The sequence below is a fragment of the Metabacillus fastidiosus NBRC 101226 genome (assembly GCF_001591625.1).
GTDB lineage: Bacteria > Bacillota > Bacilli > Bacillales > Bacillaceae > Metabacillus > Metabacillus fastidiosus.
Genome location: NZ_BCVG01000024.1, coordinates 25,042 through 42,105 on the forward strand (window position 1 = coordinate 25,042; position 17,064 = coordinate 42,105).

Consider the following 17,064-nt stretch of genomic DNA (forward strand, 5'->3'; position numbering starts at 1 on the left):
TATGAAGATTTGTATTATTGCTGAGGGCTCATATCCGTATGTCACAGGTGGAGTGTCAAGCTGGATTCAGACATTAATAACGAATATGCCGGAATATGAATTTATTATTTATGCAATAGGGGCAGAAAAGAAGGCAAAAGGGAAATTTAAATATAAACTGCCTTCCAATATTGTTCATATTGAGGAAATATTTTTCGACGATTTTCCAGATGAAGAAGAGAAATGGGGCCATGTTTATCATTTAACAATGGAGGAAAGAGAGGCTTTTAAATCATTACTGGACAGTAATGATCCTGATTGGGATACATTATTATCTGTCCTGTCAGGAGATAAAATCGATTCAGCTATTCATTTTTTAAAAAGCAAAGATTTCTTTGATATTGTCCATGAAATTTGTCTGGAAAAATATGATCAAGTTCCATTTACAGAAATGTTCTGGTCATTAAGGTCTATGATTCTGCCATTGTTTCTTTGCATGAAGCATCCGGTTCCAGAAGCAGATCTTTATCATAGTGTATCGACCGGTTATGCCGGAATCATCGGAAGTTTAGGAAAGCATTTGCATAAAAAACCTTTTATTCTTACAGAGCATGGAATTTACACTCGTGAAAGAGAAGAGGAAATTATTAAAGCACGGTGGGTAAAGGGATATTTTAAAGATTTATGGATTCAGTATTTTTATAATTTATCAAATGGTGCTTACGACCTGGCTAATCAAGTTATTACTCTATTTCAAAGAAATAAGGAAATACAAGTAGAATTGGGATGTCCAATAAAGAAGATTTCTATCATACCTAATGGAGTAAATGCAGAAGATTTCTTGCACATCTCTAAAAGAGAAAGCGGAGAATCAAAAGGGATGAATATCGGAGCAATCGTACGGATTGTTCCGATTAAAGATATTAAAACGATGATACAAAGCTTTGCACTTGTGAAAGAGGAAATAAAACACGCAAAGTTTTATATTATGGGCCCGACAGAGGAAGATGAGGAATACTATGAAGAATGTATTCAGTTAGTGGAAAATTTAAAGGTGAAAGATGTCATTTTTACCGGTGAAGTAAATGTGAAAGATTATATTCAGGATATGGATGTGCTTGTATTATCAAGTATAAGTGAAGGACAGCCATTAGTACTGCTTGAAGGGATGGCTTGTAAAAAACCATTTGTAGCAACAGATGTAGGTAATTGCAGAGGAATACTGATGGGAGAGCAAGATGATTTGGGACGAGCTGGAATAGTCGTTCCAGTTATGCAATATGTCGAAATGTCCTGGGCTATTATTCAGCTGTGCCGAGATGAAAAATTACGAGAGAAAATGGGAGCTGTGGGGAGAGAACGGGTGATAGGTTTCTATTCAAAGAAACAATTTATTGAGCAGTATCAACAACTTTATAAAGATATGGTGAATAATAAATGGCTGGTATAGGTTTTCAACTAAAGAAGATGTTTAATGGACGGGGGCTATTAGCTAATATTCGTGCATACGGCTATTCTGCAATTGTAACAGTTGGCCCGCTTGCATTATGTATTTTACTTATGACTGTTGCCCAGCAATTACTGTTGTATGCGAATGCACCCTACGGGGAGAGGGAGCTTTTTTTGGCTGCATCAGAATATGCGCTCATTTTTTCGCAAATTATTACAGGTGGTTTTAGTTTTACTGTATCAAGATATGTTTCAGATCAAATTTTTATAGAGAAATATGAAAATATCCTTTCTTCTATGTATGGAGTTATCGGTATTTGTGTGACAATAGGAGGCATTTGTGCTTTTCTTTTTTTAGCTGGCTCACCTTTAGATTTAACATTTAAATTCATGTCTTATATATTCTTTATTGAACTGATTATTGTATGGATTCAATGTATCTATGTGTCAGCTTTAAAAGATTATATGAAAATCGTGAAAAGCTTTGTTGTCGGTGTAGCAATTTCGGGAATAGCCATATTTATTTGCACTTACTTCTTTCACTTGAATAGTGCTGTGGTTATGATCACCTGCCTGAATATTGGATTTTTCTTTATGATTGTAAGGTTTACAAAGTATATTCGTCTTTTTTTCAAAGTGAATAACTATCAATATTTTAATTTCTTAGTTTATTTGAAAAAATATCCGATCCTTTTTTTATGTGGTTTTTTATATACATTGGGGCTATATGGACATAATCTTATCGTTTGGCAAGGTGATCTCCAGCATGTAGTCGCAGATACATTTGTTATAGCACCATTTTATGACGTACCTGTCTTTTATGCTTACTTAAGTGTCCTCCCGGCTATGGTTTTATTTGTTGTCTCATTAGAGACTAATTTCTATACGGCTTATAAAACGTATTATAATCGGATTTTAAATTCTTCTCCATTGAAGGACATTTTATTAGCTAAAAAAGATATGTTTAAGATTCTTTCCTTAGAATTAACATTTATTGCAGAGATTCAGTTAATCATGGCAATCCTCTCTGTTGCCCTAGGTTTAAAGTTCCTGCCATTATTGGGGATGAGCTTTGATCAAATTCAAATTTTTATTATTTTAGTTCTTGGATATTTATTTTTTATTATCATGTATACAATTGTTCTTCTTTTACTTTATTATGATGACCAAAAAGGAGCAAATTGGACAGTTGTGATTTATACAATTGGCAGTATGGTTTTGACGCTTTTTTCTTTTCTTTTTAATATTAATGGTTTTTCGGTATTTATTGCTGCCTTTATTAGTCTGCTTTTCGGTTTACGGAAACTGACTAATTATTTAAATAACATTGATTACTATACATTTTGTTCACAGCCACTTATAGCGAAAGAGAAGGATGATTGATCAGAACTTTAATAATATTTCTAATAATAAGTTGGGGGATTTATCATGATATATAAGCAGTTTAGATGGATCATTCTCATATTTTGTTTATTTATTACAGCGGCTTGTAACGAAGATAGGGAGAATGCGGATAAAAAAGTTTCGTTTCAAAAAGAACATACAGAAGAGGAAGCTTATGGAATAGAAGATGATTCCAGATTATATGAATTTGAAGATAAAAGTTCTATTGTGACCTTTTATGTTACGATTTCTCCTAATAATGGAGCGACTTTCTATGAGCTGGATAATTGGTACAGTATTCATAATAATGAAGAAGATTCACCAAAATTAGATATTAAAATTGAAGAGGAAACAGAAAAAGGGATAAACAAGGGCTCTTTCGGTTCTGATGAACCAGACGTTAATGCTTCCATCCAGCTTAGAGGAAAATCAACAAGGGTCGCTTCGCAAAAATCATTTAAAATTAAGCTCTATGATAAGGCAGGGCTTTGGCGGGGACAGAAGACGCTTAATTTAAATAAACATCCTTATGATGGAACGAGAGTGAGAAATAAGCTGTCATTCGATTATTTTACTCTTATCCCTAATTTAAGCAGTATGCGCACACAATTTGTGCATTTGTATATAAAGGATTTGACTAATAAACAATCAAATGTTGAATTTGTAGATTATGGAATGTACACGCATATTGAACAGGCAAATGAAAGATATTTAGCAACCCATGGACTTGATTCTAACGGGAATTTATATAAAGCAGTAAATTTTGAATTTTACCGTTATCCGGATCAGCTTAAATTAGAGGATGATCCAAGCTTTAAGAAAAAAGATTTTGAAAGTATTTTAGAAATTAAGGGAAGTAAAGATCATAGAGCATTGTTAAATATGCTGGATGAGGTAAATGACTATTCTTTAAATATTAATGATGTCGTAAATCGGTATTTTGATAAAGAGAATTATTTAACATGGATTGCAACGAATATACTTATGGGCAATCATGATATTATGACCCAGAACTTTTATTTGTACAAGCCTTTAAATTCAAGTAAATGGTATTTTATCCCTTGGGATTATGATGGTACATGGAAGTCTTCATCAAAAAAAGAAGAGAAAAGTGAAATACCTGAATGGCAAAATGGATTATCTAATTACTGGGGATCAATACTTCATAAAAGGTTTTTTAAAGACCCTAAAAATGTGGAGGCATTATCGAAAAAGATAGAGGAGATTTCTAATATTGTTACTCCTGAGCAGACGAAGAAATTACTAGATGAATACTACCCAACTGTTAGTCAGTTTGTAAAGAGAGCACCTGATAAAAATTATTTATCTATAAATGCTTCTGATCATAAAGAAGTATATTACGGGATTGTAAATGATTCAAAAATTAATAAAGATACTTATTATCGGAATCTTGAGAAACCAATGCCGTTCTTCTTAGGAGATCATTTTATTGAGAATAAGCAATCTGTTTTTATATGGGACAGCTCTTATGATATACAAGGTGACGATATTACTTATCTGTTTCAAATTAGCAAAGATCCAGCATTCTCCACTGTTATTTATGAGAAAAAGAATATGGTTGAGACAGAGATTCGATTAAATAAACTGGCAGCGGGAACATATTATTGGAGAGCTGTCGCTAAAGATAAAAAAGGAAATGAGCAAAAAGCTTTCGACCAGTATGAAGATGGAGATATAACATATTTTGGCATGAAGAAAATAGTGGTGAAATAATGAAAAGATTACGTCATGAATTAAAATTTTATATCAATATAGATGAATATGAAATATTGCGTGAAAAGCTGCAAATGGTATTAAAAAAAGATAAGAATATGGTCAATGATGATGGCTATCATATTAGGAGCCTTTATTTTGATAATCTATTAGATAATGATCTATATGAAAAAAGTTATGGAATTTACAAGCGGAAAAAATTTCGGATTCGAATTTATAATGGCAGTGACAGTATTATCAAGCTTGAGAAAAAGAATCGTTATGGTGAGCTGATTAATAAAGAGTCTGTATCTATAACAAAAGCAGAGTATGAGAAGATATTATCATGGGATTATGATTTTTTAAGAGAGAAGAATAACCCAGTTGCAAAGGATTTCTATCTGTATTTAAGAAGCCAGCATATGACTCCGAAAATTATCGTTGATTATGTACGGGAGGCTTATATGGAAGATATTGAAGACGTCCGTATTACATTTGATAAATATTTAAGTTTTGCTGCTAATTCTTTAGATATTTTCGACCCAAACATAGTCACTGTTGAAGCATTAAAATTTCCATTAATGATTATGGAAGTAAAATTTAACTCTTATTTACCTGATTATATTCGTAATATTCTTCAGCTTGATAGTCATCATCGCTCAGCAATTTCGAAATATGTCATTTGCAGGGAAGCTGGTATGATGTATTACAAGTAATAGAGAGAGGAACTAGAAGTATGGACGATCAAATTACTTTTGACAGTATTATTAAAAAGAGTATTTTAAATTCAGATCTTTTCACAAGTGTTTCTATAATAGATATTTTCTTAGGCACATTCACTGCTTTCTTTATTGGACTATTTATTTACTATGTTTATAAAAAAACATTTCAAGGTGTTGTCTACAGTCATAATTTCAATATTACACTCGTGCTTATGACAATGATTACTTCCTTAGTCATTATGACAATTAGCACAAACATTGTCTTATCATTAGGTATGGTTGGGGCGCTTAGTATCGTTCGATTTAGAACAGCTATTAAAGATCCTCTTGATATTGTATTTATGTTCTGGTCAATTTCAGTAGGTATTGCTGTTGGTGCTGGTATATATCCAGTTGCAATCTTTGGTTCACTATTTATCGCTCTTGCTGTCTATATTCTTTCTAAAAAGAAGTGGAAAGATATAACTTACTTGTTAATCATCCATTATGAGGAAAAAGCAGAGCAGGAAATTAAAAATCAGCTCGTGAAATTTAATTATGATCTTAAATCAAAAATCATCCGTAATAACTGGATAGAACTTACATTGAAAGTGAAACTTAAAGTAGATAACACTGCTTTTGTCCATAAATTATCAGAAATAGAAGGGGTAAAAGATGTATCCCTTGTTCAATATAACGGAGATTATGCTGCTTAATAAAAAGAGCTGCCCATGGATCTTTTGATCAGGAGGCAGCCCTTTTTTCATTATTCAGTTATAAATACTGCTCGCATGTTTATAAGGAACAAAGCCTTGTTTGCGGCTGTAGTTTACACTTTTACTGTCTGGAGCAACAGTAAAGACTGCAATGTGTTCCTGTTGTTTAAGGTTTTTAAAATAACTAATCCAATTTTGACCCCATTCATTTGTTTCTAGTCTCCCTTTATCAAAGCCTTCCCACATAATACCGTCAATGTAGTTCTTTGAAGACGCTTCCAATGTTTTGAAGCCCCAATTTTGAAGAAGGAGTAAATTACTATGCTGGTTTTTAATCTTTTGCAAAATCTCAACATAGCCTTGTCTTAATGGATTTGCAATTTCATCTTTTTTATAAAAGAAGTCATCTATATCTCCTACAGTATCTAAAATAATACCGTCAAATCCTTTTCCGGCAATCTCTTCCTGAATTTCATCAAGCAGAAGCTGCTGATAATGTTCATTTGTTATATCCATTAAATACGTGTCCCAGTCTTCAACATAGACCTTTTCGCCGTTTACACGTAAATAATCACTGTCTTGAACTTTTGCGACAAATTCTTCGTCCCATGTTTGGAGTTCCATAATACTAATATAGCCTAAAGTAAGTGTACCTTTTTCTTTAATAGCAGCAACACGTTCTTTTGTAATTCCATGTGGTTCGATGACAACCATATCATATTTACTAAGCTGTTTGACTTTTGCATCATCTACATGATCGTAAAAAATAGAGTAGCTGTTAACGCCCATGAGCGGATTATCTGTTTGTCCATTCGCAGGGAAACAGTAAGTGAGAAGAAGTAAAAAACTGAGGTTAATAGAAAAGAAAGTTTTTTTGAACATAGTAAATGCCCCTTTACGATTTATCTTTATAAGTAAGAATAAATTACGGTAACCCAGCCGTCATAGTTCTATAACCTTAGACCTGTGGTTTTGCGTCTCAATCTTTCAATTGATTTGCTATTGAGTTTTATAGTAAAACAAAAGTCCTATTTATGTCAACATGGATATATAAATTTCTAGTTAATTTAGGATAGAAGAATTAGAAATGATAGGAGGGAATAAAAAAGAGGCATTTTTGTCTATGAAATGCCTCTTTCCTTATATTTATTTTAAACTTCTGCTTAAAAAAGCCTTTGTCCGTTCGAATTGAGGATTACTGAATAACTCATCCGGATGACCGGATTCAACGATTTCTCCGTTATCCATAAATACGACTTTATTTGCAACTTCTTTTGCAAAGCCCATTTCATGTGTAACAACGATCATTGTCATTTGTTCCTCTGCTAATTCTTTCATTACTTGAAGAACTTCTCCAGTTAATTCCGGGTCAAGAGCAGAAGTAGGTTCATCAAATAGTAAGATTTCCGGGTTCATCATAAGGGCACGGGCGATAGCCACCCTTTGTTTTTGACCACCTGACAGCTTGTTAGGATATGCTGATGCTCTGTCAGCAAGCCCGATTTTTGTTAATAGCTCCATGCTTCGTTTCTCCAGGGATGCAGGTGATTCTTTCTTTACTAATTTAGGGGCAAGCTCTAAATTTTGTTTAACTGTCAGATGGGGAAATAAGTTGAAATGCTGGAATACCATTCCCATCTTCGCTGTAATTTGTTTAATTTCCTGCTGTCTCGGGTAAACTCCATCTTTTACGAGATAGTCACCTGAAATACAAATACTGCCGCCATTTATTTCTTCCAGATGTGCTAAACTGCGGAGCATTGTACTTTTTCCTGATCCGGAAGGGCCTATTACTGCTATGACATCATTTTTATTTACATTGAAAGTGATTTGTTTAAGCACTTCTAATGTGCCATATGATTTCTTTAGATTAGATACTTCTATGATAGCCATTTCACTACTCCTTCCTATTCAAATCTGTAACGTCGTTCAAGCCATTTAAAGAGCATTGTTAACAAGAACGTGATAATAAGATAAATGATACCTGCAATGAAAAATGGTGCAATTGTAAAATCACGGTTTACTGCTGTTTGGGCATAGTGAAGCAATTCAGGTACAGCAACCGCGTAAAGGAGCGCTGTATCCTTTACGAGCGTAACAGATTCATTGGAAACAGCAGGAAGGGCAATACGGAACATTTGAGGGATGATCACTCTTGTTGTCGTCTGCCACTTATTTAAACCGAGTACTTGTGTCGCTTCGTACTGCCCTTTATCAATTGCTAAAAGGCCGCCCCGGAAAATTTCTGCGAAATATGCTGCATAGTTTAAAATAAAACCTAAACAAGCAGCGACAAAGCGGTCAAGAATTAAATATTCACCGATCACTGGAATTAACGGAAGACCGAAACATATAATTAACAGCTGTAATAGAAGCGGTGTACCACGCATTAAATAGATATATACTTGCGCAAGCCAGGATATAGGTTTAATGCTGCTTTTTACAGCTAATGTGAGCAAGAAACCTAAAGGAATAGAGACGACAATGGCAATTAAAAATAGAAGAACTGTCATCTGTGCGCCTTCTAGCATTGGTTTAATAATTGTATTTATATAATCTAACATGAAAGGATTCCTCCAAAAACAAAACAGGGTTTCCGAGGAAATCCTGTTTTATAATTTGCTTTAGTCTGTTTAATGTAATACTTTATTTTCTCCAAACCATTTTTCAGAGATTTCAGCGGCAGTGCCGTCTTCATTCATCTCATCAAGTGCTTTTTGAAGATCTTTTAATAATTCATCGTTTCCTTTTTTCACACCTACACCATATTGTTCCGGTGCAAGAGAACCTTTAAGAAGTTTAAATTTCCCTTTTTCTTTTGACATATAGTAGTCAATGACTACTTCATCAATAACAACTGCATCTACACGTTTTGTTTTTAAATCACTTAAAGCTAGAACATTGTCCTTATATTCAGCAACCGACTTAATTTTAGATTTGATAGGATTTTTATCAAGTGCATCGGAAGCAGAAGAAAGAGATTGAAGACCGATCACTTTTCCTGCTAAATCGTTAATTTTTTCAATTTTAGAATTAGCTAGAGTAACAACAACCTGTGCATTTTCTAAATAAGGCTTTGTAAAAAGCACTTTACCTTTACGCTCATCTGTAATTGTATAACCGTTCCAAATGAGATCAATTCGTCCACTGCTTAACTCTGATTCTTTTGTTGACCAGTCAATCGTTTGGAATTTTGCTTCTTTTCCCATTTTTTCAGCAGCAGCTTTAGCATAATCGATATCGAAGCCGACAAGGTTATTGTCTTTATCACGGAAGCCCATAGGAGCAAAATGATCATCGACTCCGATAACTAATGTGTTATCTTTTTCCGCCGAATTTGAACCGCATCCTGTAAGAAGGGCAAAAACTGCAGCGATTGCCACAATCATAGTTGTTAAACGCTTCATAGTAAAAAACCCACCTTAATTTATTATCATAATACTTTAGTACGTTATCACTTTATTATAATAACATAATTTTTATAAGTGGAGGAATTAAATTTTCTTCTGTCTTATATGCAAATATAACCTATTTCTCCAGACTCATTGAGTGAATGATATTAGAAAATTTTGAAAAATAATAAAATTTAACTTGAAAATGATAATCGTTATCAACTATAATATATACCATAATCAAAATTTTAGAGAAGGCGTGAGGAAATGTTTATTCAATTAAAAACAATTACTGTAACAGAGGGCAATGCAGAGAAAATGGTAGAGCGCTTTGCAGGTGAGGGAATTATTGAAGAGCAGCCAGGATTTATCGATCTTAGTGTACTAAAGAAAAAGCAGCGGAAAGGAAATGAAGAAGTAGTAGTCATGCTTCGCTGGGAATCAGAAGATGATTGGAAAGCCTGGGAGACAAGTGAAGTCCATTTAGCAGGCCATCGTGCTAACCGAGGCAAGCCATCTCCTTCTTTTATTATAGATAGTAAGCAGGAAGTTTATCATATGCTCGGTCAAAAAGAATATCGAAGTGAGAAATAAAAATACATAAGATTCATTCAGCAAGATAATTGCTTTTTAGCAATGTGAGAGACAGAAGAAAATGTCATCTGGACCGTATAGCTATATTTGTTTAACGACTTTAATAATTAGAAATTCCCCTTATTCTTTCTTAATTATAGAAAGATTCTTTTTTAATAGCTATTGAGAATAGTTATCAATTACTAAGAAAAAAGAAATAGGAAAAAGGTATTTTTTTACTAATAACTGAGAATAGTTATCGTTTATAGGGAAAAAGATTCATGGAAGGGATGGGAATATGAACCAGTCAGCTAAACGTATTGCAGAAAATGCAACATTTCAAGCATTTGTAAATAGTTATGTACGTGAAGTACAAGGAGGGCATTGGACAGAGAAAGAAGAGTGGATAAAAGGAAAGCGTTCATCAGTACTTATTTCAGACCAATATATACTAGAACTGTATTTGAAACAGCAATCAATCAGCCTTGCTATTAGCGTTAATTATCATTCTCTTGTAGGAAGACATGAGTTTGGAGTTTCCCTTAAGTATTGTGAGGAAGACAAAGAATGGTATCAGGAAGACAGGTTAACTATTATGGTTACTCTTATCCAAGAGCTTCATCTGATGGCAAAATCCAATGGCTGTCCTGAATTTGTTTCCCATTTTGATGAACTGATTTTCAGGTTAATTGAAAGCTATCAAACGATGGCAAATTATATCGAAAATAGAATGGAAGATGAAAAAAATATTCACTTAGAAAAAAGTACATTTATAGAAACAGAACAGTCACTGCTTTTTGGACATTGGTTTCATCCAACACCTAAAAGCAGACAAGGAATGGCAAATTGGCAGCATGAGAGATTTGCTCCGGAGCTTCAAGGTTCTTTTCAGCTTCACTATTTTCAAGTTGACCAGACAATTGTGCAAGAGTCATCTGTTTTAAGGAAGAGTACTAGTGAATTAATCTATCAGTCATTATGGAAGTCTTGCCCTGAATTAGAGATGGAAGAGGGATATTGTTTCATTCCAATGCATCCACTCCAAGCCCAGTGGCTCCTGCAGCAGCAATATGTAAAACAAGGGATAGAAGAGGGGCTGATTGAGGACTTAGGTTTAATGGGGCCTTTTTATACAGCAACATCTTCTTTAAGAACGGTGTATAGCGAGGAAGAAGAATGGATGTATAAATTTTCGATTCCAGTAAAAGTAACAAACTCTTTACGAGTGAATCGAAATCATGAACTGAAAGCCGGAGTAGTAATGGCTGAATTAATGGAGAAACTTACTTTCATTGGGGAAGGGAACTATTTCCAAATAATAGATGATCCGGCTTATATTACTGTAAACTTTCCCGGCCAGTCAGAGTCAGGGTTCGAAGTTATTATTCGGTCGAATGTATTTCAAAAGGATCAGGATAAGGGAGTCAGCTCAATTGCAGCGATTGTACAAGACCCTCTGCCAAATGAGAAATCAAGACTTTATAAGCTCATTTCAACAATAGCACAGTCCGAATCCAGGTCATTAGAGGAAATAAGCTTTAGTTGGTTTGGGAATTATTGGAAATGTGCTGTCGAGCCGCTCATCCGGTTGTATGATGAACATGGTATTGCGCTTGAAGCTCATCAGCAAAATAGTGTTTTGGATATTTCTTCTGGCTATCCGGAGACTTATTATTATCGGGATAATCAGGGATATTATCTATCTAAATTATATGAGGACACTCTTTGTGTTATCGAGCCTTCTTTATTCGAGACACCAGAGCTTTTCTATGAAGACTCTCTGATTCAGGAAAGGTTTACTTATTATTTATTCATGAATCAGCTCTTCTCTGTGATTCATCGTTTTGGATCTGACAATCTTCTGGAAGAGGAGCAGTTAATAGAATGGTGTGTAAAGCAGCTATATGTGCTTGAAAAGGACTTAACAGGATCAGGGAAAACATTTGTCAATATGATTTTAAAACGTGAAAAGCTGGCGTATAAAGCGAATTTATTAACTCGTTTTCATGATGTAGATGAACTAAATGCCGAGCTTGAACAAGCAGTATACACTTACATCAAAAATCCTTTTGTTGTTTGTCATAAGGAGGAACAGTATGCAACCGCAACATCTGGCTTACTCTAAAAAGGCAGAAAAAAGAGTAAAAAGGCAATTAGTAGAGGCAATGATTTTCGAAGGCATTATTAAGTATAAAGAAACAGAGACTGCAGATTCTTATTCTATTTTCTATCTCTTTGGGGAAAATCGCACATATCGTTGTGAAGGAAGGAGAACAGCGTTTGATCGCATTCGGATAAAAGAAGCCAGCATTTTTAAGGAATGCCAAGACCACTCTTTAGTGGAAGCGACGATTGAGGAGCTAGCGGGAGAACTTATCCGTGATGGAGAGCATAAATTACGTTTGATAAATGAACTGAGCCAGACGATTAAGCTCTGCAGCTGGAATGAACTTCATTTGCCACAGCCTGCTTCCCGAAGAAAATCTGCTTATGAAGAATTAGAATCAGAGATTATGGAAGGCCATCCTTATCATCCATGCTTTAAGTCTAGAACTGGCTTCACAATAGAAGATCATAAAAAATATGGCCCAGAGGCAAAGCAAGCTTTTCATTTAAAATGGATAGCGGTCAGGAGAAGTCTTATTCAAACAGCTATCTGCGGAGATGAACAGGACTTCTTTAAAGAAGAGCTGGGCTCCTTCATGTGGGAGGAACTTTTAAAGCAGCTTGAGAGCATGGGAGGAACTTTTGATCATTATACATTTCTTCCTGTTCATCCTTGGCAGTGGGAAACTATGAAGCCTGAGTTAGTGAAATATATGAAGACGAGACATATTCTGCCTTTGGATGTAAGCGGAGATCCTTACCGGGCTACCCAGTCTGTTCGTACTTTGTGGAATGCTGCATATCCAGAAAAGGCCTATATGAAATTTTCTATGAACATGGTGAATACATCTTCTCTAAGAAAATTAGCTTCCCATTCTATTTGTGCTGCTCCTCATATTTCAAGCTGGATTCAAAAAGTGATTCAAAAAGACCCATATTTGCAAAAAGAAGCGTCTCTTGTCATTCTTCAAGAATATGCAGGTATGATTTTTGAAGCAGAAGAAGAGAAATTAGATGGTCAGCTTGGAGTGATATGGAGAGAGAGTATTAGAGCTTATATTCAAGACGGGGAAGAAGCAGTGCCGTTTACTGCCTTAATGATGATTGAAAAAGATGGAAACCTGTTTATAGATGATTGGCTTAAAAACTATGGAAGTGATAACTGGTTAAAGCAATTTATTAAAGTGAGTGTTCTTCCAGTATGGCATTTACTTGCAGCGCACGGTATTGCAGTAGAAGCCCATGCACAAAATATGGTTTTACTACATAAAAACGGCTGGCCAACTCGTGTCATATTACGTGACTTCCATGAGAGTGTAGAGTATACAGAAGGGTTTTTAGCAGATGCCAGTCTTGTTCCATCTTTTGAAGAAATACATGAGCGGTATAAAGATGCACCTGAAGATGACTATTACTGGATGTCTTCTGTAGAGGCTTTGAGAGAGTTAATAATGGATACTTTATTTGTATTTCATTTGAGTGAGCTGTCTTTTTTAATGGAAGAGCATTATGGCTACAAAGAGAAGCATTTCTGGAATAAAGTAGGGAAATTAATCGAAGAACATATTGAGAGATTTCCAGACTTAATTACCCGTCAACAAGAGTTTCCATATAAGAAAGCTGAAATTTATGTAGAATCTTTATTAAAAAAGAAGGTTAAAAATAAAGAAGAAGGAAATTTTCGACATTTAGTAAGAAATGTTTTTTGTCATATTCAGCAAGAAGAGGAGAAATGAACATGTTTTTTGTAAATGATGATTACTATACATTAGATGATTTAGAGAAGCAATATGCCGTATTTGAAAGTATGCCTCATATACGAGATTGTCATAATAAGAGACTTGCAGTTTGTATAACGGATGTATTTCAATGGCTGGCTCTTTGCTTATATATTCGTCGTAAAGGAGGGTCTGTCGTTCCAATTCATCCTTCTACTCCAAAAGATGGAGCTGTCCGTATCGCTTCTTCGGCAAACAGCCATCTGCTATTATTCGGATCGATAGAATTTCCTATTGAATTAACTGTTAAAGAGAATGAAAAAGAAGGGGTTTTAGTTCAAATGAGCTCGGGTACTACAGGGGCTCCAAAATGTATTGAAAGAACATGGGATTCGGTGGAAGAGGAAGTGGATAGCTATGTGACAGTCTTACCTGCAGATCATACAAGAAAGTCTATTATTGCTTGTCCAATGACCCATTCCTATGGATTGATCAGCGGCTTTTTTGCTTGTGTAAAAAGGGGAGCAGAACCGGTGATTTTAACGAATATGAATCCTAAATACATATTAAAAAAGCTTCAAGAATATAAAAAATATATACTTTATGCAGCTCCCGCTCTGCTTTATACGTTAAGCCGGTTCCTTCCATCGGATCAAAAGTTTGATTATGTCATGACTTCAGGAACAGTTATGCCGTCAAGCTGGCTTGCCTTATTAAGGGATTCATCAAACCTTGTTCTTCAGCAGTATGGATGTTCTGAGGCAGGATGCATAACGCTCCATCCTGATGTACAGAATTCCAGCGAGATGGGATATATACTGCCCCATCTAAAAGTAGATGCGGGGAATGTAGATGCATCAGGGGAAATTATTGTGTATACATCGGCACAGACTATTTATACAAAGGATATTGGATACATAGAAAATGGAGTTCTTTCATTTCTTTCAAGAATGGATGACATGATTAACGTAGCCGGTTTAAATGTCTATCCTCAAGAAGTTGAAAATATTCTTATGGATGAGCCGAGAATAACAGAAGCAGTTGTGTATAAAAAACAAAATGCATTATCAGGAGAGCGAGTATGTGTTCAATATGTCTCCAGCGAACGAGTAGATGAGATCGAGCTGCGGGAATGGTGTGGAAAATACCTTGCTCCACATCAAATACCTATGGAGTTTATTCAGGTTGATGAAATTGAGAAACTGCCAAATGGTAAGGTAAGCAGAAAGAAATTAGGGGGAGTATTAGCATGACAAAGCAAGAAATAATAGATGTTATCTATCATATATTAGAAAAGAAATTAGAACTTCCAACGATGGCTGCTTTCCATGAAGAAGCCCGGTTAAATGAAGATCTGTACATGGATTCTATTATGGTTCTTCAGCTTATTCTCCATTTAGAGCTTGACCTTGGTTTTAAGATTCCTGACGAAATGCTTATACCTAAGGAATTTAGAACAGTAGGAAGTCTTGCCAGTTTTTTAGAAGAGCAGCAAAAAGAAACATTGCTGGAGGAATCACATGATTAAAGTACATTGTTTTGTAAGTTGTGTTTGCGAAGTTGTTAAAAAAACAGAGGGAGTTGATCACAGACCGTATTATTTCGGTGTGTGGGATGCTGATTTTGATGTACTTGAAAATGGAGTTTTAACTTATCACTCTGATCGTATTGACCATGATTTCTTTAAAACATGGTATGAGATGCTTTACGGAATAAAATTACATAAATGGTATGATGAAAGCCAGTCTAAACAGGAAAATGTAGATGAGCTGTTAAAATTATTAGACAATAAACCAGCACATCATCATGTAATGGTTATGCTTGATTTATCGATGCTTCCAGAGCGGGAAAATAAATTTCATCAACGTCCATTTCCTCATTATGTCATGCTCGAAATGACAGAAAAAGAAGAAGAATGGTTTATGTATGATCCTGATTTTCGCTGGGAAGGAGTCTTGCCGAAGGAGAGAATTATTGCTGCAATTAAAGAGCCATCTGTAGAGGGAGGATATTATTTTGACTCAACGTCTATCATTCCTCCAAATCATGAAACTATTGAAGCTTATTTTAATACATGTATAAAACTTGATCGTAACCCGATGACAGAAGCTGTTAGAGACATTGTAAAAGCTTATACAGTTGGAAAAGAGAAACATCGTTTGTCTGAACTCACTTCAGCTTTAAAGCAATTGCCTGTTTTAGCAATCAGAAAATATGCGTATGAACATGCTTTCGCTTATTTTTGGGAATGTCTTGAACTTGAAGAAGAGGAATTTGAAGTATGGTGTGATGAAATTGAAAGGCTTGTGAATGGTTATACGACAATCCAATACCGCGCGATGAAACTTGCGATGACTGGAGATATTTCAATCACCGATGATATTTTTGCAAAGTTAGAAGAACAAAATCTTTTAGAATTCAAAATTAAAAGAGGATTACAGGATTGTTTTAATAAGTGGTCGATAAGACAAGAAGCTGAGAAGAAGGAGTTCGTTTAATGAAACTATCCATCTGTACAATTTCATTTAGGCATCATCTTTATTCCATTGACCAGTTAGCTCACTTTGCACAAACAGAAGGATTTCAAGGAGTGGAGCTGTGGGGTGTTCATGCAAAAAATCTTGCTAATGATTTTCATTACGGAGCAGATTGGCTTACCTCCTATAATTTGGAAACAAGTATGCTCAGTGACTATTTACCGTTAGAAGCATCTGTTGCGGATATGATGGCCGAGGCAAATACTTTATCTTCACTGGCATACCGCTGGGGAACTAATAAAATTCGTACATTTGCAGGGAAAAAGGGCAGCTTAAATACGAATAAAGATGAGAGAGAAGCTATTGTTTCCAGGCTTCAGATGCTCAGTGAATTTTTTGGATCTAAGGGTCAGTACTTACTTGTTGAAACGCATCCAAACACGTTAACTGATAATCTGGATTCTACTTTGCAGCTTCTTGAAGAAGTGGATCATCCGGCATTGCGTGTGAATTTTGATGTTTTACATATATGGGAATCAGGAATTGACCCAGTTGCAGCGATAAGAAAGATTCATCCTTTTGTGTCCCATTTTCATTTTAAAAATATTGCTTCGCATAACCAATTAGATGTTTTTGAGCCTAATAATGTTTATGCAGCAGCAGGATCTAGAGAAGGAATGGTCCCATTATTTGAAGGTGCAGTCGATTATAAGAAATTTCTCGCTGAAATTTCTTATATGAAAGAAGTTGAAGCTTCATTAGAATGGTTCGGTCCGAATGTAAAAGACATATTAGCAAAGGACAGTAAAGAAGTGAGAGATATAAGCCTGCTTTATCCCAGCCTTAACGAGCAGTAA

General features: G+C 35.1%; 16 protein-coding genes and 1 riboswitch. Of the genes, 12 read left to right on the plus strand and 4 right to left on the minus strand.

Features of this window, described 5'->3' with window-relative positions:
* Position 1 precedes the first annotated feature (1 nt).
* The 5 genes from pelF to BFA01S_RS08615 are packed head-to-tail and all read left to right on the plus strand — an operon-like array spanning position 2 to position 5,941.
* The gene (gene pelF / locus BFA01S_RS08595; RefSeq protein WP_066228460.1) at positions 2-1,429 is read left to right on the plus strand and encodes a GT4 family glycosyltransferase PelF; all 1,428 of its coding nucleotides are present in this window, start codon (positions 2-4) and stop codon (positions 1,427-1,429) included.
* Complete coding sequence (pelG, locus tag BFA01S_RS08600) at positions 1,417-2,811, plus strand: exopolysaccharide Pel transporter PelG (RefSeq protein ID WP_066228463.1); 1,395 nt, start codon at positions 1,417-1,419, stop codon at positions 2,809-2,811. Before pelF ends, pelG begins: the two co-directional genes overlap by 13 nt.
* Before the next feature lie 45 nt (positions 2,812-2,856).
* Positions 2,857-4,545: a CotH kinase family protein gene (locus BFA01S_RS08605; RefSeq protein ID WP_066228466.1), complete on the plus strand. Its 1,689-nt coding sequence runs from the start codon at positions 2,857-2,859 to the stop codon at positions 4,543-4,545.
* The gene (locus BFA01S_RS08610; protein WP_066228468.1) at positions 4,545-5,240 is read left to right on the plus strand and encodes a polyphosphate polymerase domain-containing protein; all 696 of its coding nucleotides are present in this window, start codon (positions 4,545-4,547) and stop codon (positions 5,238-5,240) included. The genes BFA01S_RS08605 and BFA01S_RS08610 overlap by 1 nt, the downstream gene beginning before the upstream one ends.
* Positions 5,241-5,260: 20 nt before the next feature.
* Entirely contained in the window at positions 5,261-5,941 is a 681-nt protein-coding gene (locus BFA01S_RS08615; protein ID WP_066228471.1) for a DUF4956 domain-containing protein, read from the plus strand.
* 54 nt (positions 5,942-5,995) lie between these two features.
* Here the strand turns inward: BFA01S_RS08615 and BFA01S_RS21835 are convergent, their stop codons facing one another.
* From BFA01S_RS21835 to BFA01S_RS08630, 4 genes are all read right to left on the minus strand, one after another.
* Positions 5,996-6,823 carry a glycoside hydrolase family 191 protein gene (locus tag BFA01S_RS21835; RefSeq protein ID WP_082799912.1) on the minus strand — a complete coding sequence of 276 codons (828 nt, stop codon included), beginning with the start codon at positions 6,821-6,823 and terminating at the stop codon, positions 5,996-5,998.
* Between the two features lie 44 nt (positions 6,824-6,867).
* Positions 6,868-6,952: riboswitch (cyclic di-GMP riboswitch) on the minus strand.
* A gap of 135 nt (positions 6,953-7,087) precedes the next feature.
* The gene (locus tag BFA01S_RS08620; RefSeq protein WP_066228474.1) at positions 7,088-7,834 is read right to left on the minus strand and encodes an amino acid ABC transporter ATP-binding protein; all 747 of its coding nucleotides are present in this window, start codon (positions 7,832-7,834) and stop codon (positions 7,088-7,090) included.
* A gap of 14 nt (positions 7,835-7,848) precedes the next feature.
* On the minus strand, positions 7,849-8,505 hold the full coding sequence (locus BFA01S_RS08625; protein ID WP_066228478.1) for an amino acid ABC transporter permease: 657 nt from the start codon (positions 8,503-8,505) through the stop codon (positions 7,849-7,851).
* Between the two features lie 69 nt (positions 8,506-8,574).
* A complete protein-coding gene (locus tag BFA01S_RS08630) occupies positions 8,575-9,348 on the minus strand; it encodes an amino acid ABC transporter substrate-binding protein (RefSeq protein WP_066228480.1) in 774 nt (257 codons plus the stop codon).
* Between the two features lie 252 nt (positions 9,349-9,600).
* Between BFA01S_RS08630 and BFA01S_RS08635 the strand changes: the two genes are divergently transcribed.
* From BFA01S_RS08635 to BFA01S_RS08665, 7 genes are all read left to right on the plus strand, one after another.
* The gene (locus BFA01S_RS08635) at positions 9,601-9,927 is read left to right on the plus strand and encodes an antibiotic biosynthesis monooxygenase family protein (RefSeq protein ID WP_066228482.1); all 327 of its coding nucleotides are present in this window, start codon (positions 9,601-9,603) and stop codon (positions 9,925-9,927) included.
* A gap of 277 nt (positions 9,928-10,204) precedes the next feature.
* Positions 10,205-12,031, plus strand: a complete 1,827-nt coding sequence (locus BFA01S_RS08640) for an IucA/IucC family protein (RefSeq protein WP_066228488.1) — start codon at positions 10,205-10,207, stop codon at positions 12,029-12,031.
* A complete protein-coding gene (locus tag BFA01S_RS08645; RefSeq protein ID WP_066228491.1) occupies positions 12,003-13,748 on the plus strand; it encodes an IucA/IucC family protein in 1,746 nt (581 codons plus the stop codon). Before BFA01S_RS08640 ends, BFA01S_RS08645 begins: the two co-directional genes overlap by 29 nt.
* A 2-nt stretch (positions 13,749-13,750) precedes the next feature.
* Positions 13,751-14,983: an AMP-binding protein gene (locus BFA01S_RS08650; RefSeq protein ID WP_066228493.1), complete on the plus strand. Its 1,233-nt coding sequence runs from the start codon at positions 13,751-13,753 to the stop codon at positions 14,981-14,983.
* Positions 14,980-15,258: a petrobactin biosynthesis protein AsbD gene (gene asbD, locus BFA01S_RS08655; RefSeq protein WP_066228496.1), complete on the plus strand. Its 279-nt coding sequence runs from the start codon at positions 14,980-14,982 to the stop codon at positions 15,256-15,258. Before BFA01S_RS08650 ends, asbD begins: the two co-directional genes overlap by 4 nt.
* Positions 15,251-16,228: a DUF6005 family protein gene (locus tag BFA01S_RS08660; protein ID WP_066228500.1), complete on the plus strand. Its 978-nt coding sequence runs from the start codon at positions 15,251-15,253 to the stop codon at positions 16,226-16,228. Before asbD ends, BFA01S_RS08660 begins: the two co-directional genes overlap by 8 nt.
* The gene (locus tag BFA01S_RS08665; protein ID WP_066228504.1) at positions 16,228-17,064 is read left to right on the plus strand and encodes a sugar phosphate isomerase/epimerase family protein; all 837 of its coding nucleotides are present in this window, start codon (positions 16,228-16,230) and stop codon (positions 17,062-17,064) included. The genes BFA01S_RS08660 and BFA01S_RS08665 overlap by 1 nt, the downstream gene beginning before the upstream one ends.

Bases quoted from the DNA above. Each gene is read 5' to 3' on its own strand.
- BFA01S_RS08640 (WP_066228488.1), top strand. From the start codon at position 10,205: ATGAACCAGTCAGCTAAACGTATTGCAGAAAATGCAACATTTCAAGCA.
- BFA01S_RS08630 (WP_066228480.1), bottom strand. From the start codon at position 9,348: ATGAAGCGTTTAACAACTATGATTGTGGCAATCGCTGCAGTTTTTGCC.
- BFA01S_RS08645 (WP_066228491.1), top strand. From the start codon at position 12,003: ATGCAACCGCAACATCTGGCTTACTCTAAAAAGGCAGAAAAAAGAGTA.
- pelG (WP_066228463.1), top strand. From the start codon at position 1,417: ATGGCTGGTATAGGTTTTCAACTAAAGAAGATGTTTAATGGACGGGGG.
- BFA01S_RS08650 (WP_066228493.1), top strand. From the start codon at position 13,751: ATGTTTTTTGTAAATGATGATTACTATACATTAGATGATTTAGAGAAG.
- BFA01S_RS08615 (WP_066228471.1), top strand. From the start codon at position 5,261: ATGGACGATCAAATTACTTTTGACAGTATTATTAAAAAGAGTATTTTA.
- asbD (WP_066228496.1), top strand. From the start codon at position 14,980: ATGACAAAGCAAGAAATAATAGATGTTATCTATCATATATTAGAAAAG.
- pelF (WP_066228460.1), top strand. From the start codon at position 2: ATGAAGATTTGTATTATTGCTGAGGGCTCATATCCGTATGTCACAGGT.
- BFA01S_RS21835 (WP_082799912.1), bottom strand. From the start codon at position 6,823: ATGTTCAAAAAAACTTTCTTTTCTATTAACCTCAGTTTTTTACTTCTT.
- BFA01S_RS08625 (WP_066228478.1), bottom strand. From the start codon at position 8,505: ATGTTAGATTATATAAATACAATTATTAAACCAATGCTAGAAGGCGCA.
- BFA01S_RS08665 (WP_066228504.1), top strand. From the start codon at position 16,228: ATGAAACTATCCATCTGTACAATTTCATTTAGGCATCATCTTTATTCC.
- BFA01S_RS08660 (WP_066228500.1), top strand. From the start codon at position 15,251: ATGATTAAAGTACATTGTTTTGTAAGTTGTGTTTGCGAAGTTGTTAAA.
- BFA01S_RS08620 (WP_066228474.1), bottom strand. From the start codon at position 7,834: ATGGCTATCATAGAAGTATCTAATCTAAAGAAATCATATGGCACATTA.
- BFA01S_RS08605 (WP_066228466.1), top strand. From the start codon at position 2,857: ATGATATATAAGCAGTTTAGATGGATCATTCTCATATTTTGTTTATTT.
- BFA01S_RS08610 (WP_066228468.1), top strand. From the start codon at position 4,545: ATGAAAAGATTACGTCATGAATTAAAATTTTATATCAATATAGATGAA.
- BFA01S_RS08635 (WP_066228482.1), top strand. From the start codon at position 9,601: ATGTTTATTCAATTAAAAACAATTACTGTAACAGAGGGCAATGCAGAG.